Source organism: Gynuella sp., from assembly GCF_050297175.1.
Classification (GTDB): Bacteria; Pseudomonadota; Gammaproteobacteria; order Pseudomonadales; family Natronospirillaceae; genus Gynuella.
Genome location: NZ_JBNKSF010000050.1, coordinates 18615 through 42520 on the forward strand (window position 1 = coordinate 18615; position 23906 = coordinate 42520).

Below are 23906 nucleotides of genomic sequence, written 5' to 3' on the forward strand. Positions count from 1 at the left end.
CGATGACGCTGATGTTTTATCTGCTCGCCGCGCTGGCTCTGGTATTGCTGTTAATCCTGATCAGAGTGGTATTTCGTGCCCGTTTGCCCCAGTTGCCGTTGAAATGGCCTAAGCGTCTGAACATTCGTGCCGGTATACGGCGTTGGGATGGTCTTAAAAGTCTGCTGAGGCAATTGCGCACCCACTCGAATGCCCGTTATGGCATTCCATGGATCATGGTGATCGGCGAACCTGGCAGTGGCAAAAAAGATGTCGTCAAGGCCATGGTCAAAGGTCAGAAAGTGCGATTGCTGGAGCGTGACATCGGACGCTCGTTCAAATCCCAATCGGTTAATCTGCACGACCAGGGCATCTTGCTTGACCTCGAACTCAGCGATAAACAGAGCTGGCAGGATGCTTTGATTGAGCTGAACAACTGGCGTCCGGAACGACCGATCGATTCCCTCGTACTGATGATTTCCGCGACCACCCTGTTGGAAGCTGAGCCGGCCCGACTCCAGACTCTTGCCAGACGCATGTATACACAGTTGTGGTCATTACAAAAACATTTGGAGTTTATTACCCCTATTTACCTGCTGATCACCCAGACAGAAGAGGTGCCGGGCTTTGCCAGTTTCTGGTCTGCCCAGACCCGTTATCATGATCAGATGTTTGGCTGGTCCAGCCCGGATTCCGAAGAAGCGCGTTTCTTACCGGCCTGGATCGATACCGCGTTTGATGAACTACAACAGCAGCTATACCAGTTGCAAAGTCAGTTTATTGCTCACGGTTGTCAGGTGGGAGATGCCGATGGGTTTGTGTTGTTTCCCAAACACTTTGATCAGTTGCGTCGTAACCTCAAAACTCTGTCCGCCATTTTATTTCATGAAACGGTTTATAAAACCGGTGCCACTGTTCGTGGCCTTTATTTCTGCGGCCGTATTGATCACAACTCACCACCGATTTTCCTGACCGAACTGATCAGCCGCAAAATCTACCCGGAACGCAATATTGGCCGCCCCATCCGTCAGGCAAAGTTTTCACGCAATCAACTGATCCGGCGTATCCAGAAAGTCACACTGGCGGGTTTTGCCATGTTGTTTTTGTCTCTGCTGGGCACCAGCTGGGTTCTCAAGCAAAACATGTGGACGCAGACTCAGGCGTTGCGGCATATCAACCAGATCGTCGATCCTCACAGCGATCAGATGGCATCATCGTCAACGGGGGAATGTCTGTCAGCGGATCAGTTTTTCAGTCTGGTGCGGTTCATTGGTGAGATTCGCGCATCTGATTGGTACTGGAATATTCCGTATTCCTATCCCATTTTCAACACCAGCAGTAGTCCGGCCAAATTGTCTGCCGGATATGTGGCCAACGGCGCGATTGAAAAAGTCATCATGCCAGCCATCAAATGTCAGCTCGAACACCGCATCGCTGAAATCAGCAGTAATCTACCTCAGACACTGACGATGCCTCCCCAGCAAGCCGAACAGCAATGGTCTGATATGGTGGACCAGTTGACTGGTTTTGCCGTGCAAAAAAGTAACTTTGAATTATTATCCCGACCGGTTGCACAGGCAGAGGGATTACGGAAGCGCGCAGTGAAGAACAAGGCGCAGACACTGAATGATCAGATTGGTATGAAAACTGTCAGTGCGTTTGATGCATTGGTGAAGTACATTTATGACCGTTCTCTGGAAAGCCGCTATCTGTCTTCCGAGTGGGCGCTCTATCACGCGCTCCTTGAGGTTGATTATCGTGATAATCAGTTGGTCATGCCCAGAATCATCACTGAACATTTACCTCAGTTGTTGGCTCAGCGTACTGAAGAACTGGTAACCCTGCATATCAATATGAGCGCCGCAGGTGTCACGGTACTGGCCGGTCTTGCCAGCGAACAGGCTGCCAGAAAAGAAGTGCGCGCTTTCCGCCGCTGGCACGACTACATTTTCTCAACCTGGCTGGGAGGAAATGATCAGGATAACCATTGCCTCGATCTGCAACTGAAGTTACAGACACTGATCAGGGAATGGCCACAGCTGGACAGCGCCGCGCTGGAACCCTCTTTTTCCACTCAGAATTGCTATCGGCCAATACAGGGTAAACTGCTACAGGTGGTCTGGAATGGTGATCCTATCATCAAACTGAAAGGCAACCGGCAGGTCGTTGCCTGGAGCGATCATTTCCGCTTTGAGCTTGAAGCGTTGAAAAGCCTGTCTGAGAAAAAATTCATGATGGTTGAAACCCGTCGCAACTTTAACTGCTCCGACAAGCTACTCAGCAGCTGGAATGATCAACCGGTCAAATCCGCACTTGTCTATCTCAGTGAGTATCAGAGTTTTCTGCAACAACAACAGGCGCTGGCCAGTACCGCAGGTCTGACCGATATCGATCCCCTGTATGTCAAAGTAGGTCATAAACAAATTCAACGGCTGATGGATACGTTGGTGGACCAGGCCCTGCCCGACGCAGATAAATTCCTGTTACAGCAACAGGAACTGGCACCACAGAGTTATGCGTTTAACCGTGCGGTGGATAATCTGATTCTGGTGCGTTCGCTGTATTATCAATTGATCGACAACGATGAACACGTTGCCTGGATTAGTTGTGTCGATGACTATGCCGATCAGCGCCTGACGGTACTCAAAAGTCTCGCTCGGGAAACCTTTCAGCTCAGCGCGGGGCAGGGGGCTCAGGAACGGTTGTTTCCCAGCTTGAAAGATGCCCCGACCACGGCCTCCTATTTTCAGTCTGAACTCAGCCGGGTGCAATGGCTCAGTGATCTGGCCTCTCCATACAGCGCGTGGTTTGGCGCGACAGTGTCCGATTCCGGAGATGATCCCAGACGTTTTTGGTACAGCACCATAGATGAATTGAACCGGCTGGTGGCGTTGAAGGATAAAACCGGCCAGGCGCAGCAGCTGGATGATTTCCTGAATCAGGTTGCGTTACCGTTGGACTATGAGCACTGCCACTCAACCTTGGCAGAACAAGCATCGGATACTGCCGAAGTTAATTTATTTGCGGCCCGTCAGGTGGGCCTGGTCCGGCAGGCCAAAGCGCAGTGTCAGAGCCATATTGAAGCCGGCAGTCAGAGTGTTTATCTGGCTTTGAAAGAGCAGTTCAATCGTACCCTGGCCGGATATTTTCCGTTTTCGGATGCCAGCGCGGTCGATGCTGACCCGATCGACGTCGAAGCATTTTTCAGCCGTTATCAAATCGAACGTGATGGATTGCTGACCTGGGCCGACAGCCAGAACAATGTGCAGGTACGTGAATTTCTGAGCGATATCGATCAGGTGGCAACCATGATGAACCATTTGTTGGTGGATGGTCAGATCAAACCGCTTAATCTGCAGTTGTCGTTCCGTTATGCAGCGGCACGCAGCCCTGGTAGTGAGCAGATTGTACGTTGGCAGTTCAGTAATGGTTCCGAACAGATTTTCTATCCCAATGGTGGTAGCGAACTCGCCTGGTTGTCCGGCGAACCCTTGCAGTTTACCGCACGCTGGGCGGAACGTTCACCGGTGCAGCCACAGTTCGACAGCCATCAGACTGACCTGACGGTCAGTGGTCGTAGCGCCAGTTTTCGCCAGGAAGGTAACTGGGCGCTGATCCGTTTTGTTCGTCAGTACCTGGACAGCAGTTCACCGGTCAGTAGTCGCCTGGCGTTAAGTTTTTCAGTGCCTGTAAAAGCCACAGACGACACTCAAACCAGTGATTTGCAAAACAGCATATTGCGTTTAAGCATGGCATTTCAGGTTCAGGATATTGGCAAACAAACCTGGATTCCACTGAGCTGGCCGGCGGTTTTTCCGAGCCGGGCGCCGGCCATTTAGGAGGTTAGCATGGACACTATGCAGTTGTCTGAACAACTGGAACAACAGACCGGCGTGACGCTGGCCGCGTTGCTCAAAGCCGTTAGCGACGAACAACCGGCCGGTGTCAATGTACGTGGCAACGGTGTGTTCAATGCCATTCAACTGGCTCGTCAGGCAGACGATCCGACGTTACCGATGGGCCAGTGGGAACATGACCTGAAACAAGCTGACTGGCATCAGGTGGTGGAAATCGCCACTGTGGCCCTGCAACAAAAATCCAAGGATCTGCAACTGGCCATGTGGTTGTTGGAAGCGCAGATTTATCGTTGGGGGTTTGAAGGGATTGCGCCGTCGATATTTTTGATCCAGCAATTGTGTGAGAAGTTCTGGCCGGATCTGTTTCCCAAAATCGTTAATGAAGATCTGGAATACCGGATCAATATCTTTCGCTGGGCCAACGAAAAGTTGCCCACGGCCATCAAGCTGATCCCACTGACTCAAAACAACCGCAAGGATTATTGCTGGTCAGACTGGGAAGTGGCGCATCGCAACGAACACATCAAGGCCCAGCTCGGCAAAGAAGCCACTATCGAAGGCCCGATGATCAGCGATATACACACGGCTCTGGCGGCTACCCCAAGTGGCTTTCTGCAATATCAGCATCAGTTGTTGGAAGCGGCACTGGCATCCTTTGACCAATTGAGCATGACCCTGGCGGGTTTGTGTGGCGATGAAGCACCGTCCCTGTCCGGCTTAACCGGTTTGCTGGCGAATATCCAACAGCTTACCGACAGTGAACTGCGCAAGCGCGGTTATCGTTTGCAGGATAACGATAACGGTGAAGAAGATGCTGCCGATGACGCAGCGGAGCCCCCTGCCAATCTCGGCGGTGGTGGCGGCTCAGGTGGACAGGGTGGTGATGGTTATGGCCGGGCGGAAGCATATCAACAGCTCGCGGCGATTGCTGATTACCTGAGCCATGTGGAGCCCCACAGCCCGGTGCCGGCGTTGCTAAGGCGCGCAGTGGAGTGGGGCAATATGAGCACCGGTGAGTTGTATCATCAGCTGTTTATTCAGTGTCAGGGGCAGCTGAATATTTTTGAGTTGCTGGGAATTGCTGAAGGGGAATCGCGATGAGGTTGACGGTTCCAGCAATCCCAATGACAGCCTCTTCGGAGGTGAATAATGTCTGATACAGGAAGTAAGTCTCAGCCATTACGGCCACCTCCAAGGGGAGATGTACAACAACTTTCTGCGACAGGGCAACGATGGCAGGATCTGACGGCGGCAACGTTTAAATCTCACGCTACCGCAGTCACCAGTCACTACCTCAGACCCCATCCATCTGGTAAGCCAGGTAACTTCAATATTGGTTGGATGACCAGCTTTCATGCTCATGGCAATTTTGGTCATGCGTTCAATGAACAGTCGGGACCCAATCCGAATATTTCCACTCAAGGAGAAGATCAGGGGGCATTCAAACACGACAAACTGATCAATGCTTCTGGCCCAAACTGGGCACAAAATACTATGCGTGTTGTTAAGGGCACGTCGTCCCTTAATAAAACCTTGGAAGGCACGGAAAGTCAGGCCCAGGGTGCCGTTTTGCTAGGCCATGAAATAGGTATCTCAGAGGTGGGTCGAGGTGGGGAAGGGGCATTGTTGAATGCCATGAGTGCCATGTATCTGGCAAAGCACGGGCGTATGACGGCAGATCAGTTTCTGGACCCCAAAGTGGGGTTCGCGGGTGCCGGGAAAGGCGGAGCCGAACGATTACGCCAGATTGATACCCTTGATAAAGCATTTCATCTCGACAGCCTGAGAACACATTTCGATGAAGTGGCATCCCAGAAACCGAAATGGCAAGACAAAAGTTTCGACGACTGGATCACCCACAAGCGCAGTAAGTGGGTACAAAAATATTGAGGGAGTCTCTGAAAAATAGGCCATTTTTCAAAGGTTCCTGAGAATTGTCATTGGTCGAGTGGTTATTGAGGCCGGACGAACATGATTGAGGAGAGAGACTATGAATGCTGCTGTAGAGGCCCCGCGGTCACAATTGTCATCCGTTCAATTGCCGGATTTATCCCGTGCATCCCGAAGGATTGAACAAGAGGCTCACGAATGGTTGTCGCGCTTATGTGTTCGATATCCTCTGGTGTCGCCTGCACGGCGTTTTCAAACCATGCTGAGCCTGAGGGAGTACTGGCAGGATTATGGTCGGGTTCTGAATCATGAGCAGTACCTGCAGCTGGCCGACATGGCGGAATATTTCTGCGACTGGGCATTGTTGTCTCAAGTGAGCCAGGCTGCTTTGTCTTATGCTAATAAATATCACGATATGTTTTTGCAGCAATATATTCGTGCCTGCTGGCTCGCAACCGATTATCAACAGGTACGCGATAAATGTGTGCGTGAGCTGTTAGCCAATCCTGACCGTCATTGGGGCGAACAAATGCTCCAGACTTTACATCAGCATATGCATTTCAGTTTGGAAATGTGTCTAGGTGGTTACGAATCGCTCGAATATGAGCAGCTGTTGCTGGAACCTTTGCATGAACAGCATGCTGAGAGTTTTTTATGGCAATACCTCGACAGCGATATTCCACAACGTTGTTGTTTGCCAGATATACGTAACCTGGAACACTGGTATCAGTGGTATGACCGACAACTGCAGCCTAATGTCCGTACTTTCGCAGTACTGCATCGTACCTGGGGATTTATCGGTGTTGTTAGCCTGACGCAATACCGCGATATCGGCTTTTTTTATTATTGGATAGGACCGGATTTTCAGGGTAACGGATTTGGCCCGATGGCAGTCAATATGTTGCTCGCTCATGCGCAAAAGCACGCCGGCTTAAGGTGCTGCTATGCCAAAGTATTTGACGACAATCGCGCCTCAATTTCGGCCTTGAACAAGCTCGCTTTTCAGCCTTTGCCATTTCGGCCGCAACCACCATTCGCGGCTGAAATGCTGTTTTATCTTGGTCCGGCGCAAGGTGAGTTGGCGTTACGGGCTGAGTTAAGCGAGTTACTGCGAATTATGGATTCAGAAATAGTGTTATAAATCTGTCAGCGGGAAAAATAGCAGCATGAGTTCATCAACACGCAAAGCAAGTGTGACATTTACCGGCGCAGTTTCTGAGGATGTGAAGCGTGCGACGAATGCGGTCAGTACTGGTATGGGTAATGTGTTTCCGGATGGTCACCATAAAATTAAAATTCGACAAAAAGCCATTCAGGGCAGTTATGCCGAGTCCAGTCAAATCGGCCATCACGAGTCGATAGCGGTGGATGTGAATCAACATACCGGCAATATCGATACCAAGCGTGGAAAGCTGGCCGCCACTCTGGTTCATGAAATGTCATTGCACGCATTGCCGGATTTGACCAATAAAAGTCTAAGCCAACCGGAGACGTCCGCCGATCATGATCATGAACAGATGTATCGCAGCACGGGCCGGGCCGCCTATTTACAGCATAGCCGAAGCACGTTTAATCAATTGCAAAATCCTGCTCAGAGAACCGCATTTGCCAATGAATGGCTTAAGGACCAGAACACTCATATCAGTGATGAAAGCAATCCGACTGTGAAAGCGGAGGCGCAGCAATGGGCGCAGCAACGACGTAACTCCATGGTGGATGCACTGACCCATCCACAGGAGCACCCGTGGGCGCCGCAGCCGCCGGTCAATATTATGGATGAGCTGATGAGTGCACCCGTGCCATCTCAGCATCTGCCCCTCGATGATATTTTTGCTCCACCGCTACAGCCACAGCCGTTGCAAGCTCAACCACAACCGGTGCTACCTTCTGTTCAACCACAACCTCAACAGAGTCCATCCAGTACGGCACCTCAGCAAAACAGCTATCAGGACCCTTTTGCTCATTTAATGCAGGGAAGCGGGCTGAATCCCAGTCACCAGCTTGTTCCAAACCAGCAGCTACGCAGTCAGTCAAATCAGTCGTCATCCCATGGTAACGATTTTGCTGATCTGGTGGCGATGCAGAAGGCAAGTATGTCGAGAAAACAACAGAATTAAGTTTCTGAGGATAACTTATCAGGAGGGCTTTATGTCTAAAGATGATTCTGGAGTACACCGAAGAACCAGGAAAACTGAATTCAGTCAGGTTGTGAATGAACATGCTCAACCTTCTTCACGGCGTAGAAATTCCATGCCATTGCCTCCCCAACATGGCGGCAGAGTGCTGCCGATGCTGCGGCCATACGAGCCACGGGTGCGTGGTGGAAATTATTGGTACCACGTCACCACGCCCGCCAATTTTGAGTTAATTCAGCAAAGTGGCGGTTTGATTCCCAGGAACCTGCAACCCCGGCGGGGTATGGGCCTGGATGAGTCAACCGGTCGTAATCACCAGTCCGATTGGGGACATGAAATCAAGGATCTCGCTGACCGGCTTTCAGCCGCCCGACTGGATCAACAGCTTGATTTTTTAGGTGATAAACCTCCGGAACTGCATCAGATGATTCAGCGCAATCTGCAACAGAATTTGCAACGCACGGCGCATGAGGGACTGAATCCGGAAAACCTCTACATGAGTTCCGATATCGGCAGTTCTCAGGATTATCTGGCCAGTCAGTCCTTTATGGATGAAGGGGCGCATATCATCAGAGTGCCGAGAGCAGGAACTGGCGGATTTGTCCGCGACGTACAGGGTAAGGATCAGGACTACAGATCACTGGGCAGAGTTATTTCTTCGCGACATATGGAACATGTTGAACTGTCCCCTGAACAGGTACGTGATTTATACGACAAACCATCCGATGAGTTTTCCGCCCAGCTCAACTGGAAGCGTGTGGCAAAGCCAAAAGCGAAAGCTGTTCCATTTACCTGGCGCTCGGGTGGTTGTTCAACTGAGGAGCGTATGAACCATGGCTATGGGCCTGGCCGTGGACCCGGGCCGGGCGGTGTAGGTGGTGGCAGTGGTATAAAAACCTAAGGAGCCTCTGAAAAATGGCTTATTTTCGCGCAGGACGTTGTCAGCCCCAGTCTCTCATCTCATTTACGCCAGTAAACTGCGGTGTTGCGAGTGGTGCTTCCTCGCCTGCATCAACACTATTCCTATTTTTCAGAGGCCCCCTGACCCGGAAAAATCCGCAAAGATCGAAGGTTGTGGGGAGTCAGCCATACTACCGGAACGGAAATTATGAGCACTCCTTTTAACTGTTTTGGTGGTAACTGTTTGTCTGATGGTTTGCTCGGGCGTAGCGGTACCACGGTGCAAAGAGACAGCACCACTGTTTTCTGGTGGGGTAGGGACTGACAAGGCATATCACCAGAACCGATAAAATATCATTTTATGGAGCGCAGAATGGGCAGATCAGTTTCAAAGCAACAGACATCATCTGTGCCTAAAGTCAAAAAAACTATTCACAAGGCCCGAAAAAGTCCGAGGCCAAGAACACAGTTGCAGCCTTTATCCAGCGCACCCAGAACGTCGTCGCGACTGCAGAAAAAGCGGCAGCGGGAAATGGATAACTTGAGCGCACAGGCAGGAACGATACCTTCCGGACATTCAAACGTTGATGTTACACCTTCATTCATGCGGCCGCTGGACCCTGGCGCCGATGGCCGTGGTTATGTATCGAGTCAGGCCCGCAGCGAAATTCGGAAACGTGTTAAACAGAGCGAGGTCACGGTGAGTTCTCTATCCGACGCACGTTTGCCCACAGAACTTGCCACCATGTATCAACGCGCTCAAAACAGTTCATCCGGCACTTTTCAAGTGACCAACAGAGGTCGTAAGGATGGCTTTCGCAGTGGTCGCGACCTGACCATTACAGTGAATCAGGGCAAAAATTCATTTACCCGCACACCCTCGGATACACCGCGACCACGCAGCCCCCATCCCAGGGATACTGGAGAAGAACTGCCAGGCTCCCGTTATGAACAGGCCCACCAGGACCCTTTTCAGTTTACCGGTTTGCCTGGCCATACGGTGCATGCACCGACTCAGGGAAATCAGGTGGTGGATACGTTTCATGAACAACAGGCATCGAAAAAGACCGGAGGTTTTGTATTCCGTCACGACACCTATGAAGCCAGCACGCTGTTCTCGGCTCAGCCGACATCAAAGGGCGGATGGCAGGTTCTGCAGAGTTCTTATAAACGTCGCAACGTCGCCAGTAAGACGACCTCGAATCATTAACACAACAACATGAACATATAGTTGGGGGATGACAGAATACGACTAGTTAAATTCATCGTGCACTGCGTGCCGTTTCGCGTCAGCACATCCGGCATAAAGGTACTGATCTTTCAATGGCAATAAATAAAAAACGCCTTTATAACCTCAGGCGACCAAAGAACCGACCTGAGCTCCAGTCTATGGCCGGAATAATGAACTGAAAATACGATACTTGTCTGATTGGTTAAGTATCATGGATATTCTATAAAGCCATGAATTCAGTGGCCTGCAGGCGACCGACTTTTCTGGATACTGCGTCTCCAGACCGGATATCCAGCGAGTGAAATTGACAGAAATGGGCGGTTTGCCTATGTTGACGGGATTTGATGAGCCTGAGTGAGTTTGGCGGCTCAGGAAAAAGCCTCTTCTGGATATTTTGTCAGTGGATGTAGAATAATGTTAGTTCAATAGAAATAGTCGCAATGATCCAATTGCAGTATTGGAAAGAGATATATCAGTTAAAGGTTCACATAGCCTTTATAGAGCTCTTGCTCGAGCGTTCAGAAAGAGTTGATCGCGGCCTTAAGATCTTCTTGGCTATTGCGTCGAGCTCTAGCATCGGCGCTTGGGTAATCTGGACCCATCTTTCTTGGGTTTGGGGGGCAATAATTGCTGGCTCTCAAGTCGTCAACGCTATTATTCAGTACCTGCCGTATAAGAACAGAATTAAGGCCTATTCGTCGCTCCTCAATGAGCTTGAGGAAATAATGATTCAAGGTGAATTTAAATGGCATGCTATAGCAGATGGGCGGATGATGGAAAGCGAGATAAATAAGGCAAGATTTGATATTCGTTCAAGTAAGCAAAAGGCATTGAAGAAGAACATTCGCACGACAATACCCACTGACAACAAACTTCAGGGTATAGCTGAAGATTCAGCAATGTCTTACTTTAATACCTTTTACCCAGCATAGGAAAACCATATGACAAACGGCAATGGCAATAATAGTAATTCCAACGGGAACGAAAACAAAACACTCCGTGTTAATGATGAAAAAGGTCTACAGCCGCCAAAGAATGTACCAGAAATGCCTAAGGTAAAAGCGCCTGCGGCAGAGAAAAAGAACTAACAATGCCAAGCAAAGCGATGGCTTTTTCGTTGCGGCTTCGCCTTCACTACAAAGCCGCGTGTGTTGGCGGCGTTAAATGCTAAGGAAGCTATGAGTATTACACTAAGATCAATCGGAATAATTGGAATACTAGTTTTTGGTGTTCTTTTTGCAATTACCTTTGTGTCTCCTCATGTGATTGAAGATTCAGCAAAAGGGTTTGTGAAGTATCAGATAGAGAAGGAAATTGAGGAAAAGCAGCAGGCTATAATGGATTCCAGCGTTGCGAGTAAAGCGCTTTCTATTGCCAAAACTCTTGGGGTTGAGTCCGAGAAAATTCAAGAAGATTTAGATAATAACCTGCCAGAAAAGATTGCAAGTGTCGTTGCTGCGATGTGTGGCTATGATTGCGAACGTAAGAAAGTATTGGCTCAGTCAATTACGTCCGGTTACATGGATCGGTTAAAAAGCATTAGTGTTGCTCAAAATACGCTAGGCTCCTTAATAAAAGGGAAATACATAGAAATTGTGGGCAAGCTAAAATTTGATCTTCGGATATTTCTAGGGTCAAATTTTACTATGTTTCTTATTCTGTTGGCCGTATCTTTCGTGAAGCCCAAGGCCATGGTGCATTTATTCTTGCCCGGACTGCTTTTGCTTACGGCAACAATAATATCCTCAGGCATCTACATATATGGCCAAGATTGGTTTTATACCATTTTGTACAATGACTATATGGGGTTTGGGTATTTGGGCTACCTCTCAATTATATTTGCTGCATTAATGGATATAGCTCTAAATAAAGCTCGAATTACTACAGAGATAATAAACGGCATAGCTAATGCGTTAGGTTCCGCGCTATCGGTAGTAGCGTGCTAGACGCATTTGACAAAGCTATCTAGCGGACTCCATTTCCGTCGCTTGGTTTTTGTGCATGAATAGCACAAAAATCCAATAAACTACAATTCGCCGGTAATAGCGGCGTTAGAATTGTTTCCTCACTTTGTAAGTGAGCATTCTGTGGCACCGACAAATCCGGTACAGTGCAATAGTAAAATCAGATGGCATTCAATTTCGTAGTTGGGTGCCAGGTAATCAGGAATTGGCTCAGTCCAGTGGCAATTGTGATTTGAATTTCAGCAGTTTCCCGGTCATGCCAATTCCAATAATGCAAAGCTGCGCTCCGGTTTGTCCCAGAGCAAGGCGTTCAGGCTGTAGGAAAACCTCAGCGCATTTGGAAGGTCGTATTTTGATCAATTTTAGAGGGTGTGAAAATCTCAGAGTTTTTCTACAGCCTCGTTATGTGTCTACGATGATTAAAACACTATTTACGTTTTGGTGAGGACGTAGATAGGAAACACAATTCACCTAAAGAGAGAAATAGTATGAGTACAGGAATTGTAAAGTGGTTTAACGGAGATAAAGGGTTCGGTTTTATTACTCCGGATGATGGGGGAAAGGATTTATTTGTGCACCATTCAGAAATACAAATGGGTGGCTATAAATCACTTGATGAAGGGCAGAAAGTAGAGTTTGTTGTAGGTCAGGGTCAAAAAGGTCCGTGTGCTACAAATGTAAAAGCCTTGTAGGAGTAAGGCACATAACCAAAGTAGCCATCAGATCCACGGCTGCTGCGCTTGAACTTGTGCATGCGCTTTCGCTTATTATTGCACAAGTTCAAGTTCCTCAGCGGGACTGGTGCTACTGGCGTTATGTGTAAATAGAAACCATGGAAAATTAGTTGTAGAACAAGCAATTGTTCAAGCCCTAAATGAGCTAGAAGAATCAGGCGATATAGTTGTTGCCACAACAATGCGATCGCAAGTCGCTTCGAAAATAAATCGGGCTGTGCAAGCGGTTTCTCCAAATCTGCTAACACAGGAAGAGTTTTCGGCAATAAAGAATGCTGTAAACGTAACTTGGTCGGGTTTCCCACTAGACGACTGGGGTTTTCAAACCCATATCGGTCTTACTCGTGAGCAACTAAAAGATACTCTGGATAAAATGGGTAAAGCCGAGTGAAATACATAACAAACAAAGGCAGCGTCGCCCTGTGGGCTGGACGGCTTCGACACCGCAGCTTAGGGCGTTAGAGCCTTGCGCCAAACCTCGAAGGAGAAGCGTATGAACACGAATGAAATGCCGTGGATTCACATACCCATCCCAGAACTTGAGCACCAACTCCCTGTAAAGCCGCTTCACGATGATCCGGAGACAGGAATGACTGTGCTCAAAATGAAGTACGAAGCAGGGTTTACTAACACCTGGCACACTCATAGCTGCGCTCACGGAATGTACGTTCTTGATGGAATCCTCAACACTAGCAAGGGGCAGTTCGGGCCTGGTGAATTTGTGTGGTTCCCAGAAGGAGAGCGAATGTTCCACGGTGCTACTGATGACAATGACGCCATCTTCTTGTTCATCACCAATAAGCCTTTCGACATCCACTTCGAAGAGAAACGCACATAACATGAAGTTGCAGCGAACCAAGCAACCTGTCATCAATGTACTATCGAAAAACTGCTGCCAGACCGATTTGGCCGTTTAACCGGGCGTTCAGGTTGTAGGAAAACCTCAGCGCATTTTTCTGACCGCGCTGTACATAAAATTTCGAAGAAAGTTAAGGATGAAACTATGCAGAATTCACGTAGAAGCGCATTTGGATGGTCGTATTTTGATCCATTTTAGAGGATGTGAAAATCTCAGAATTTTTCTGCAGCCTCGTAAGGTGTAAGAAGTAGATCGATGAAGAACGAAACCATTGTGCTGATCTGTTTGATTCCTCTACTGCTTTTAGTAGCATATGGAATATATAAAAAGAATGATTGCATGTCAGAGCAAGAAGCCGAAATTACATTCAACTCAGCTCTGGACAAAGAAAGTGTCGGTGAAAATTCTGAGGCTTACAATTTATATAAGAAAATCGACGCCTATGCTTGTGAAAATTATGAGTTAAGAGCAAAAGCATTTGAAAAAGCGATTAGTTTAAAGAAAAAGGTTGGGCCTTAGATTGAAAGCACCTAACAAATTACAGCACGCAAATCGCCGCTACGCGGCTCGGACTTTCGTAAGCTTCGCTTACTCCGGCCCGTGTGCAAGGCGTTAAATATATCGATCATGAGTAAAGTAAAGAGATTTACCCTTACACTTGTTTCTTTGGTTTTTGCTTGCTTTGCAGTGTACGTGGCGCTGTTCCATTATCACGTTTATCAGATCAATAATGCTGTTAGGGAAATACCGAAATTTACGACAACACAAGTTGTGCTTTGTACTCTTGAGTCAGTTCCCTTTACCAAAATTACAGAGCATGACAAATGGTGGTGGGAAGAGGAGAAGGTTTGGATGGACGCTTCAATAGAGGTGGCTAGTAGCCTATTTACTGAGGGTGTAAGTTGCACGATCTCGCTCAAGAATGATACAACCACTGGCGAGTGGGTTTGTCTCAATTATAGTGCGGTTGGAGCGTTGTTGAGGTAACGCATTGATAAGCACATCAAGTTGTTCGCCATCCCTCACCGGGACGCTCCATATGTGAACGTTATGGCCCAATGAGATCTGAATGAATTTGAGCATATTCAACAGTCTGGATAGTTTTCTTTCTGTTAATGATCACGAATCAATGGATTGGTGTGATGGTGGAGAATATGAAGTTGCTGAAGGCTATCTTGCTGATTTTAATGAAAACGATTGGTTGCAACTGAGGGCGTGCTGGCGAGAAAAAACTGCACAATGGCAAAGCTGCCTAGTTAGTATTTTGTATCCAGCATATGGCAGAATTGCTCAGGATATCATTCTTGAAATGGCGCAATCAAAAAATCCTGAGTTAGCATTCGAAGCAATGTATTGTATTTCATTCTATTGTGGCATCAACACGAATTCAGGTGGAGAGTTCATTGATGAAAAAGTCGTGAATTCTGAATTCAAGGAATACCTAAAGAAACATGGGGATTTCTTGGCATCCATAAACTCAATAGGTAAAGCGGTTGGCAGAAAATATGAACTATTGCAACAAGTACTCGGCGGCCAGCCATAACAAGGTTGTCAAATTGACAGTCTTTCCGTCGCTCCTTTTTGCGCATAATAGCACAAACGGGCTCCTCCAAAACTGCAATTTACAACGACGTTAACCTCAGCAAGGTAGGAAATTTGAATTGCATGTTTAAATTTAAAAATTATCAAATGAAGCTTATTCAACCTAAGGATTTAGACTCCTACTACTATTTTGGTTTCAATGATATCTCAGAAGAAACAAGATACTTTACAGGTACGACAGAGCAATTCACTAAAGGGCAGATTGAGTCATATATCCTCAAAATTTCGGAGGATACAACTCGATATGATTTTCTGATTTCTGAAGGGGATGAAATAGTTGGTGAGGCGGTACTATCGGACATAAATGGAAAAAACTGTCATTTTCGAATAGCTATATTTAATAAGAGAAATTTCTCAGGTGGTATTGGATTCTCAGCAACCAAAATTCTGTTAGATTTTGCTTTTGGTGATCTTGATCTAGAGGTAGTTGAATTGGAAGTATTTCCATTCAATGAAAGGGGAATTGCTTTGTACTCTAAGCTAGGATTCAATCTGGTAGATCAAATTATCGATGATGAGGCTGAAGACCCCTATAGAGAAATACTCATCATGCGATTAAACAAAGAAAATCATGTTCACGGTTAAGTTAGTAATGTTAACAATCCATTGCAATGGACTCGGAAACAGCCTCTCGCCATTGAATAAGGGCGTTCAAGCTGTAGAATAATAAAAAAACATCGATAAAATGTGTCCATATCAGCCAGAAACTTTTCACGTCGGGTCTGTTTACGTTTCGCTTGGCCTTCCGCATCTGAAAAACTGGGTTGGGACATCATGCATTCCTCTATGGATCGATCATGGCTGGATTATCGCAGATTTTTTGTATTTTTCAGAGTTACCCTAGAATTATCAGAGCGTAATTTCCAGCCTTTTTGAAACGGGTTTTATCCATGAACCTCCGAAATTCCATTCATTACATAACACCCCAAGCAGCGGTGCGAAGCATCCGCTGCTTGGGGTGTTATGCCTCTTAACGGTTGGGATACGGATCTTTCGGGTCATCACCTTGTCCGCTCAAAATATGCCAGCAGTTTTTGACGTGAGTAGACTGATTACGCTTAGGGCATGGAGGCAAAGAAGTTTTCGACTGATTGGAGTATTCATAACCGCAGTCTCCGCACTTATAGGTGCCAGCAGAAACATCACTTCCATAGGGGACACATCGTTTTTGAACCATTTTTCTACCCTCTTTGATTTTTGAATTCCATCTCTCGATGACATTGGTACACACTTACTACTTGTGTGGCATAACGCCTGTAGCACGCGCGAGCGTCAACGAATCGCCGTGCCCGCATTTGTTAAGTCTGCCTTTATCCAGTTCGCTATTTCATTAACTGGATCGGTTCCTAACGCCGTATATCCAATAGAAAGATTATCAAGCAATTTCTTTAACTCTACACTTGCTTTTTTTTGTTCTTCAACGTTTATAGGTCTTATGTCATCTTTAACAATAGATGGATTATAAAGTTTTGTTGTCAAAAATATGTGGTTATATGTATGTGCATAATGTTTGCAGAAGCTTTCCATTGAATGTGCAAAATTCATTGCTTCATTATTATTATTAAAAAACATTCTCGTATACATTAGGATATCAAAAAGGCTTCTATCACAAAGTAAAACATCGCAATTTCGACTATTGGTCATTTCACTGGAAATCTGCCTGCCAAATAAATCCATTTGCATTTTGGGAATATTTTCGTGTGCAGCCAAAAATAAACTGGATCGGGCGACTTCTGGTGCGAGTGATACTCTAATATTGTTCTTTTTTAGCTCAGAGTAAACTGAAGACAAAATGGTGGATTTTCCGGAACCATGTGCTCCAACAATTGCTATTTTCATTTTATTCTGTCATCCTCCAAGATGTAGTCATCCTAATTGAAGAACCCTTATCTGATTTTTTTACAGGCGTAGTTCCATGAACATGGATTCTATTATTGAATATCAAAAGACTCCCTTTTTTCTGCCTGATGAATACTCTTGAGCTTTCGTTTTCATTATATATGACTTTTCCATCTTCAGATGCTTTTGCATCCGTATTTAAATAGAAATCGCCACCGAGAAAATCACTACCATATTTGGTAAGCATTAGTACGGCAACGTAGTCATTTGCTCCATAACCAACATTTCTGCCGCGGTGCGTTTCAATATATCCATCTTCACCATATTCAAAGACAGGAAAGCAAACATCGTTTATGTTTCCCGACCAGTCTAGGCCTGTTAGTCTATTTAATTGATCGATTCCATTAGAACTTATTCGCTGAGTCCTATCTGTTTTAACGTAACAATATCTCAGAGGCGACCTAGAAGACACATACACTTCATTAAATTCATCTGTACTGTCATTAAGGCCTGCACTGCTTTTTGGCAATCCGCCTTGCTCTGCATTTTTGAATTGTCGAATAATTTCATCACAACTTTCATCGTCGAGGAAGTTTTCAATATATATGTAGTCCTGACTTTTGATAGTATTACTCACGCCAACTCCTTTTTACTGACCACTAGACCTAACAGTTATCCCACATCACCAGATAAAATACCCAGCAGACGCTTTTTCCTGAGCTGCCAAACTCACTCAGTGTCCTCAATCCATATCAACATAGGCAAACAGTCGATTTCTGTCAATTTCGCACATCAAATATCAGGATACTGAGTCTTAAAAGATCGATGTTTTGTAGCATTTACTACACAAAACAGGTGTTTTTTATACATGCTGTTGATGAGCTTTATGGATATTCTGTTATGGTCTGATAACTAACCGTCAATCCCGAATGCCGTCGCCATTTTGCGGTTAACCGTTTCAATTCGTTTGGGAAATCCGTTGATGTAGTTCTTCATCATTTCGCGCAGTTGTTTATCCATTTTATTCTGGTTATTGTGCTATCGTCATGTGTTAAATAGAAAGAGTCCTCGCGCACGTTGGCGCTTGCCCAGGCTTCATCCGTTTGACATTCTCGATGAACACGATCAATACCAAAAGTGGCTATGCCACGGCAGGCACGAGGCCCCGGTTTCATGAGCAGGGCGGATAACAATTTGCGCGTCAAGAGCATGTTAGGCTTCGGTCTCTCCCTGAGTGATTTTTTCGTCCGGGAGGTACTTATCCAAACCCGTTCCAGAGCTGCATTTTGGATTGGTTGAAATATTGCTCGTCATTCGAGAACTCTAATTATTATGGAGCAGGCCTTAATAGGAACCGCGAGTTGATGCTTTGGCTACAACTCTGAAAGCCTTTCATCGTCTTCGAAAAACATTGTATTTAAAAGCTACGTGTCACTGGGGCAATTCAATTCCAGTTCATACCTTGAATAAAACCAAGCCAGCAGAGATGTGGGCTTTTTTATCGCTTGTTACAAATTAAACTTAGACAGAACACTCAGTATTCTCTCGTTATCAAATCCTCTAGCGATATCGATAAATTTCTGACCATCTTTAGTTAACAATTCAGTATTAGCATTATTCCGTAGCAGACAATCAATAGATTTTGGCTCTGGTGAAATCACCGCATACATGATTGCCGTATAACCTTCGAAATCTTGATGGTTAATGTTCGCACCATTTTCAAGGAGAATTTCAATAATCTCCGGTTGCCCTTCCGATGCAGCTTCGAACAATGCCGTAGAACCATCTTCTGGTTCAAGCTCATCAACCAATACACCTAAGGAGATCAAGTATTTCACGAGTTCTGGATGACAGCCGAAAGAACAAGCACGCATCAAGGGAGTCCAACCATTATCAAAAGCTGAAGTATCAATGAGAGTTCCGTTCGCTAAAGCTTTTGCTTTTTCTAAATCTCCTCTTTCACAGGCTTTAAGAAACTCAATTTCTATATTCATAGGTCATTCGTAACGTTTTTGTTCTCGGGTGAGTGTATAGGCTCGTGAAGGAGTCTGTATGGTTTATGACCATTGCCGCTGCTTATTTTTCTCTTCTTTCTCTAAGAAGGCAGATTCCAGATCAACATCATACCGATTTGCGATGGCACATAAATATATGAATACATCTGCTAGTTCACCGTTGATCTCTCCGATCTTAGAGTTGCGGTCTACTCCAAGTCCTTCTGCTTTTCGAACTGACTTGAAGAGTTCACCAACTTCTTCACCAAGCAACAGGCATTTATCTTTTGCGCTTTGCTCAGAGAAACCTCGTTCGACTTCTAATTCGGCGACATATTCTTGAAAATCACTTAGTCGGGCATTTTCTTTAAGTATTGGCATTTGCATCCCTTAATCCATATCGTTTGTAGCGCGGGCGAAAAACAAGTTCTGTACCCGCATTTGTTATGTGTTGCTCTCTAGTCCGGTTCCGGGTTCACTTAAAACTCGAATGAACCACCTTTCTTCCGTTTCCAGTAGATGAGCTCAGATTCGATGGTTTTCAATGTTAACGATAAAGCCTGTAATTCAACTATACCAACTATCCCGAACAGTTTTTCGTAGCTGGAAGATGCTACTCGGTATGGGCAGATAAATGTCTCATTCGCAAGTCTAAAAGGCTTTCCAATTTCAACTGCTGCTTGTTCACGTTGTCCTGAATCCGAAATATATACCAGATTTCTTGTCGCGATAACTTCTTCTATCTTTTCAATTTTAGGAATCACCAGAAACGATCCTTATACATAATGCTCAAAGTAGTGACTTTTAAGTAGATATAAATTGAGTAAAGTCGAGACATTCTTTTTTTATTATCAACACTCATTTTTATAAACTCTGGTCGTTTCGTTAATCTTGAAAATTTTCATTCCCTAGCGCCAATTTTCCACCAGTAATTTATAGCGGGTAGTTTGGTATTTTTTGGGTAGTCCTCAGTTCAAGTAAAGTTGAGGCTCTGTTTCGCGTTTATTTTTGGTAGTAAGAGGTAACTGCAGGTGATTTTGTCATGATCACATAGGTGTCGGTTTTCAAGAAAATTTCGGCTGAATCAGGTTGACTACGGAATCAATAACTACAGAGCTACCACCAGTCCGTCATTGATGGACACGAGGGGGAAGAAGAAATTAAAGTGACGTTAACCGGAGGAATGACTGGCACGCCTGTCTGGGGTGGCAGATATGTCCTTGGGCCGGGAGGCGTGCATCGGTTGTAGATCGAATCGCGCGCCCTGGCTGCCTAGGTGCATGCGTTGCTGTATGCCGGGTTCGAGTTGATGACGCGATTGTATCTGCGGCTCCATGCCACCGTTCAGGCGGGTACGAACATCGCCGGCCAGTTGATAGGATAAAATAGCCTGTGCCCGGCTCGACAGTGGCATGTCGATAGTGGCGGCGGACTGATGCCGGGGAGACCAGGGAGAGCGTCCCCATTGTTCCAGAATCCGGGCACGACGGTCACTCTCTTCAGGATAGGCTACACCGAGTACCTCACGACTACGGTCTGCCTGCTTCATGAGCGAGACCTGATGGCGGTTGTAGCGGAGACCGAGATGAAAGTTCATGGCTGAATCCTGAGCAATACTGGTAGTTTCAGTATTAACCCTTACACCGAGGTTCACAAGAATATGGCGCGCATTTTTCAAACCACCGTGATGGGAGAGGCTCATTTTCGGGTGGCCATTGTTGATCATCCCGGCCAGGCGGATCTCGCTGTTTACCGGGTGAGCAGTTGGGGTGAGGCCCATGGTGATGGGCTCTGGTACATCACCCGTCATAAGCAGGATGCCAATCTCTGGCTGTATTTTGGTTCGATCGGCATCGCCCAGTTTAAGGTCTGTTTTGTCTCTGACCGTGGTCAGGCCGGCTGGCTGACCCGCCATCACTGTCGCGCTACCTTCTCGCGATTAGGGTAACTTTGGCCCGATATAATCGTTTTATTGCCACGGGCCACTGTTTTAAGCATCGTGACCTTTTTATACTGCTTGCTGAGTTATCAATATCGGGCTGTTAAGCTCTGGAGTCTTATTCATGCCGGAAGTCGCTGTTGCTGTTGTCGTTACCCCCAAGTTCAGCCCGTTTCACTTATCGATACCGAGCATCATCTTTGGTCATGAACGTTATGCGGCTGGCCGTTTTCGCCTGCGGTTGTGTGCCGAAGTGGCAGGGCAGGTGGCATCTGACAGTGGCTTCTCCGTGTACACGGAGCATGGGCTGGAAGGGCTCGCCGATGCCGATATGATTATCGTCCCTTACTGGCCGGATCCGGATCAGTTGCCCTCACAACGGATGCAGGATGCGTTGCGGAGCGCCCATCAACGTGGGGCAATGATCGTTGGCTTATGTCTGGGCACGTATGTGTTGGCCTATAGTGGATTATTGGACGGTCATAAAGCGGCCACCCATTGGGAGTTCGAAGCGGATTTCAGTCGGCGTTTTCCAACCATTCAACTGGACACCCATGCGTTGTACGTCGAAGGTGACAATCTTGTAACCTCCGCCGGTACCGCTGCCGCCCTTGATTGTTGTCTGCATTTGGTGCGGCGCTATTACGGTTCGCAGGTGGCTAATGGAATTGCCCGCAGCATGGTCGTTCCACCCTACCGTGAAGGCGGGCAGGCGCAGTTTATTGAGCAGCCAATACCCGTTACCACCCGAGATAGTCTCATCAACGGCCTGCTTGATCATCTGCGCCGTCATCTGCAAGACCCTCATACCATCGACTCTCTGGCGGAACACGTTTGTATGAGTCGGCGGAGTTTCACTCGCCATTTTTTACGTGCCACCGGCATGAGTGTGAATGACTGGCTGAATGCCGAACGTTTACAGTTTAGCCAGCGGTTGCTGGAAACCACGAGTCACTCTATCGAAATCATCGCCGGAATGGCCGGATTCAACTCCGCGGTGACCTATCGTCAACAGTTTAAAAAACAGTTCCAGGTTTCCCCGCAGGATTGGCGCAGAACATTTCAGGGCCGGGAGTATCCTATTAACGGATAATATCTGTGCAGCTTAGAAGCTCGAGGCCTAAGGAACCTCTGAAAAATAGCCTATTTTCGCGCAGGACATTGTCAGCTCCCGTCTCACATCCTCATTGACGCCCGTAAATTGCGGTGTTGCGAGTGGTGCTTGCTCGCCTGCATCACCACTATTCCTATTTTTCAGAGGCCCCTAATATTCTCACCGCGCCGACATCGAGCGATAATGGCCTGTGATTGGCATCTGACTGAATGGTATTTCCCATTCACATTATGCCAGAGGAGGTGAATGCATAAGCCAAACCGGGCTTATCGGTTACCTGTCCCTTAAAAATGCCCGTAGAGTAGCTGACGCTGAGTATCGCGTTATGCCGGATGAGATTCTCTCTACCCATTTCAACAACCTGACAAACCTTCGACAGCAAAACCAATACCTTGGCGTGATAGGAAAATACCAGGGGATCCGCTTGAAAACGATCTGTTTTTTTGGAACAAATGTGGTGATTCATAGACGTTTGCGACATCAACACCGGTGTTATACGACATGGCCATGAAAAACGTTATCTGACACGGCATTTCGGTTTGATTTCCGATTTTCATTTCACTACTATCCGCGCCCTTTTTTTAAAAAGCAGCATGAAATCTTCAGTATAATTTCAAAAACATATCCAGCGTGTTTGCTGGAAACAGCTAACGACTCTGGTAGCGAATACTTAAGTCGTCTGTAGATAATGAATGGAAGTGTTGAAGATTAATTTATCCTGCCGATGTTCTGTGATACTGAGAAACTTGATGGTTTAAACAATAAACGTAAGGTCGATTGAAATTTTTTGGAGGATTTGAATGTATCAAAACAAAATATTCAGTACAGCACGTCTGGATGTGTATAGCGTAACAATGGACATGGCTGAGGAGCTTCAGAGTTTTTTACTCCGTAATAAAGAACGGCTGGCACCTTTCGAACCTCTACGAGGGGATGACTACTATGAACTGGACAGTATCCAACAACGCATACAATCGATGATGGCAGACGAAGCCAACCAGCGAGGCATATCGTTCATTGTTACCGAGAAAAACGCCAGTACCATTATTGGAAGTATCAACTTCAGCAATTTTGTATTAGGCGTATTCCAGGCTTGTCATCTGGGGTTCTCGGTTGACGGCGATATGGAAGGTAAAGGCATCATGCGCGAAGCCTTAACCGATGCCATGCAATACATCAAAACCCGCTATGGACTACACCGGGTAATGGCCAATCACCTGGTTACCAACAAAAGAAGCTCAAATCTGCTAAAAAGACTCGGATTTGTTCGTGAAGGCTATGCAGAATCCTATCTGAAAATAAATGGTGAATGGCAGGACCATATTCTCAATGCCTATGTATTTGAAGACTAGTCCTGAGGGTGAAAACTGATCGCCTGGTGGAGTGTTGAATAGCATTCCTGTGATTCGGTTAGGGCTGTCCTGAAAACACTGAACCTGAAGTGTCGTTGTCTATACGTCTTGGTTTCCTATACTGAATGCGCATTTGAGATCATTTCCACCCACATTCAAAAACTTCTTACCGACGACCAAAATCTGACATTAAAACACTGAAAACGACGCAAAGTATTGCTAAAGGCCTTCTCTGTATCGTAGAGAAGCCTTTACCGCTCAGAAGAGGGAATGAATGTGGGGCGCTGACAGTAGAGATTCTGCAGATGTTGAAGCTTGTGGAATCGAACAAACACATAACCCAGTACGAATAAGCCTGTTGTGTATTAATACCGCACTGCTTTGCGTGGACAGAATCGCGAACTTCCGTAAGAAATGTCTGAGCAAGATCGATCAAAAGAGTTCGGGTTTGAAACGTCCCAGACATTCCATGCCATACTAAGTTAAGCAGACTCTGGAAGAGCGTCGTTTTATGGCT

At 46.5% G+C, this 23906-nt stretch carries 27 protein-coding genes; 20 read left to right on the forward strand and 7 right to left on the reverse strand.

All coding sequences use genetic code 11. The annotated features are described in order from the left end of the window. Positions 1-2: 2 nt before the first annotated feature. The 17 genes from ACQY6I_RS19820 (at position 3) to ACQY6I_RS19900 (ending at position 15736) form a co-directional block, all read left to right on the forward strand. Positions 3-3818: a type VI secretion system protein gene (locus ACQY6I_RS19820; protein WP_428243243.1), complete on the forward strand. Its 3816-nt coding sequence runs from the start codon at positions 3-5 to the stop codon at positions 3816-3818. A 9-nt stretch (positions 3819-3827) separates the two neighbouring features. Next, entirely contained in the window at positions 3828-4937 is a 1110-nt protein-coding gene (tssA, locus tag ACQY6I_RS19825) for a type VI secretion system protein TssA (protein ID WP_428243244.1), read from the forward strand. 48 nt (positions 4938-4985) lie between these two features. Next, the gene (locus tag ACQY6I_RS19830) at positions 4986-5726 is read left to right on the forward strand and encodes a hypothetical protein (RefSeq protein WP_428243245.1); all 741 of its coding nucleotides are present in this window, start codon (positions 4986-4988) and stop codon (positions 5724-5726) included. A 100-nt stretch (positions 5727-5826) separates the two neighbouring features. Then, positions 5827-6867, forward strand: coding sequence for a GNAT family N-acetyltransferase (locus ACQY6I_RS19835; protein WP_428243246.1), 1041 nt, complete (start codon positions 5827-5829; stop codon positions 6865-6867). Between the two features lie 25 nt (positions 6868-6892). Next, positions 6893-7843, forward strand: a complete 951-nt coding sequence (locus ACQY6I_RS19840; protein WP_428243247.1) for a hypothetical protein — start codon at positions 6893-6895, stop codon at positions 7841-7843. A gap of 31 nt (positions 7844-7874) precedes the next feature. Continuing rightward, positions 7875-8762 carry a hypothetical protein gene (locus ACQY6I_RS19845; RefSeq protein WP_428243248.1) on the forward strand — a complete coding sequence of 296 codons (888 nt, stop codon included), beginning with the start codon at positions 7875-7877 and terminating at the stop codon, positions 8760-8762. Positions 8763-9134: 372 nt separating this feature from the next. After that, the gene (locus ACQY6I_RS19850; protein ID WP_428243249.1) at positions 9135-9971 is read left to right on the forward strand and encodes a hypothetical protein; all 837 of its coding nucleotides are present in this window, start codon (positions 9135-9137) and stop codon (positions 9969-9971) included. Positions 9972-10432: 461 nt separating this feature from the next. Next, positions 10433-10924, forward strand: a complete 492-nt coding sequence (locus tag ACQY6I_RS19855; RefSeq protein WP_428243250.1) for a hypothetical protein — start codon at positions 10433-10435, stop codon at positions 10922-10924. 9 nt (positions 10925-10933) lie between these two features. After that, positions 10934-11080, forward strand: coding sequence for a hypothetical protein (locus ACQY6I_RS19860; RefSeq protein ID WP_428243251.1), 147 nt, complete (start codon positions 10934-10936; stop codon positions 11078-11080). Positions 11081-11170: 90 nt separating this feature from the next. After that, positions 11171-11938, forward strand: a complete 768-nt coding sequence (locus ACQY6I_RS19865; protein WP_428243252.1) for a hypothetical protein — start codon at positions 11171-11173, stop codon at positions 11936-11938. Between the two features lie 506 nt (positions 11939-12444). Continuing rightward, entirely contained in the window at positions 12445-12648 is a 204-nt protein-coding gene (locus ACQY6I_RS19870; RefSeq protein ID WP_428243253.1) for a cold-shock protein, read from the forward strand. 109 nt (positions 12649-12757) lie between these two features. Then, positions 12758-13081, forward strand: a complete 324-nt coding sequence (locus tag ACQY6I_RS19875; RefSeq protein ID WP_428243254.1) for a hypothetical protein — start codon at positions 12758-12760, stop codon at positions 13079-13081. Between the two features lie 102 nt (positions 13082-13183). Next, positions 13184-13528: a cupin domain-containing protein gene (locus tag ACQY6I_RS19880; RefSeq protein ID WP_428243255.1), complete on the forward strand. Its 345-nt coding sequence runs from the start codon at positions 13184-13186 to the stop codon at positions 13526-13528. A gap of 276 nt (positions 13529-13804) precedes the next feature. Further along, positions 13805-14068: a hypothetical protein gene (locus tag ACQY6I_RS19885; protein ID WP_428243256.1), complete on the forward strand. Its 264-nt coding sequence runs from the start codon at positions 13805-13807 to the stop codon at positions 14066-14068. 108 nt (positions 14069-14176) lie between these two features. Further along, positions 14177-14536 (forward strand): hypothetical protein, encoded by a 360-nt coding sequence (locus ACQY6I_RS19890; RefSeq protein ID WP_428243257.1) that lies wholly within the window; start codon positions 14177-14179, stop codon positions 14534-14536. Positions 14537-14618: 82 nt separating this feature from the next. After that, entirely contained in the window at positions 14619-15092 is a 474-nt protein-coding gene (locus ACQY6I_RS19895; protein WP_428243258.1) for a hypothetical protein, read from the forward strand. A 122-nt stretch (positions 15093-15214) separates the two neighbouring features. Beyond that, positions 15215-15736 carry a GNAT family N-acetyltransferase gene (locus tag ACQY6I_RS19900; RefSeq protein ID WP_428243259.1) on the forward strand — a complete coding sequence of 174 codons (522 nt, stop codon included), beginning with the start codon at positions 15215-15217 and terminating at the stop codon, positions 15734-15736. A 687-nt stretch (positions 15737-16423) separates the two neighbouring features. On the opposite strand, the gene ACQY6I_RS19905 is transcribed toward ACQY6I_RS19900, so the two are convergent. The 6 genes from ACQY6I_RS19905 to ACQY6I_RS19930 all read right to left on the reverse strand — a co-directional run bounded on the left by ACQY6I_RS19905 (position 16424) and on the right by ACQY6I_RS19930 (position 20581). Further along, positions 16424-16990, reverse strand: a complete 567-nt coding sequence (locus ACQY6I_RS19905) for an AAA family ATPase (RefSeq protein WP_428243260.1) — start codon at positions 16988-16990, stop codon at positions 16424-16426. Between the two features lies 1 nt (position 16991). Further along, positions 16992-17627 carry a hypothetical protein gene (locus ACQY6I_RS19910; protein ID WP_428243261.1) on the reverse strand — a complete coding sequence of 212 codons (636 nt, stop codon included), beginning with the start codon at positions 17625-17627 and terminating at the stop codon, positions 16992-16994. Positions 17628-18498: 871 nt separating this feature from the next. Then, positions 18499-18984 carry an ankyrin repeat domain-containing protein gene (locus ACQY6I_RS19915; protein ID WP_428243262.1) on the reverse strand — a complete coding sequence of 162 codons (486 nt, stop codon included), beginning with the start codon at positions 18982-18984 and terminating at the stop codon, positions 18499-18501. A 63-nt stretch (positions 18985-19047) separates the two neighbouring features. Then, positions 19048-19365, reverse strand: a complete 318-nt coding sequence (locus tag ACQY6I_RS19920; RefSeq protein WP_428243263.1) for a MazG nucleotide pyrophosphohydrolase domain-containing protein — start codon at positions 19363-19365, stop codon at positions 19048-19050. Between the two features lie 98 nt (positions 19366-19463). Beyond that, positions 19464-19748 (reverse strand): DUF6968 family protein, encoded by a 285-nt coding sequence (locus ACQY6I_RS19925; RefSeq protein WP_428243264.1) that lies wholly within the window; start codon positions 19746-19748, stop codon positions 19464-19466. Between the two features lie 407 nt (positions 19749-20155). After that, complete coding sequence (locus ACQY6I_RS19930) at positions 20156-20581, reverse strand: hypothetical protein (protein WP_428243265.1); 426 nt, start codon at positions 20579-20581, stop codon at positions 20156-20158. A 63-nt stretch (positions 20582-20644) separates the two neighbouring features. Here ACQY6I_RS19930 and ACQY6I_RS19935 point away from each other — a divergent pair, with 63 nt between their 5' ends. After that, on the forward strand, positions 20645-20932 hold the full coding sequence (locus ACQY6I_RS19935; RefSeq protein WP_428243266.1) for a DUF6150 family protein: 288 nt from the start codon (positions 20645-20647) through the stop codon (positions 20930-20932). Between the two features lie 115 nt (positions 20933-21047). Further along, positions 21048-22016 carry a GlxA family transcriptional regulator gene (locus tag ACQY6I_RS19940; protein ID WP_428243267.1) on the forward strand — a complete coding sequence of 323 codons (969 nt, stop codon included), beginning with the start codon at positions 21048-21050 and terminating at the stop codon, positions 22014-22016. Between the two features lie 244 nt (positions 22017-22260). Here ACQY6I_RS19940 and ACQY6I_RS19945 read toward each other — a convergent pair whose 3' ends face one another. Next, complete coding sequence (locus tag ACQY6I_RS19945; RefSeq protein ID WP_428243268.1) at positions 22261-22503, reverse strand: hypothetical protein; 243 nt, start codon at positions 22501-22503, stop codon at positions 22261-22263. 334 nt (positions 22504-22837) lie between these two features. On the opposite strand from ACQY6I_RS19945, the gene ACQY6I_RS19950 reads away from it, so the two are divergent. Further along, complete coding sequence (locus ACQY6I_RS19950; protein ID WP_428243269.1) at positions 22838-23389, forward strand: GNAT family N-acetyltransferase; 552 nt, start codon at positions 22838-22840, stop codon at positions 23387-23389. The last annotated feature ends 517 nt before the right edge of the window (positions 23390-23906 follow it).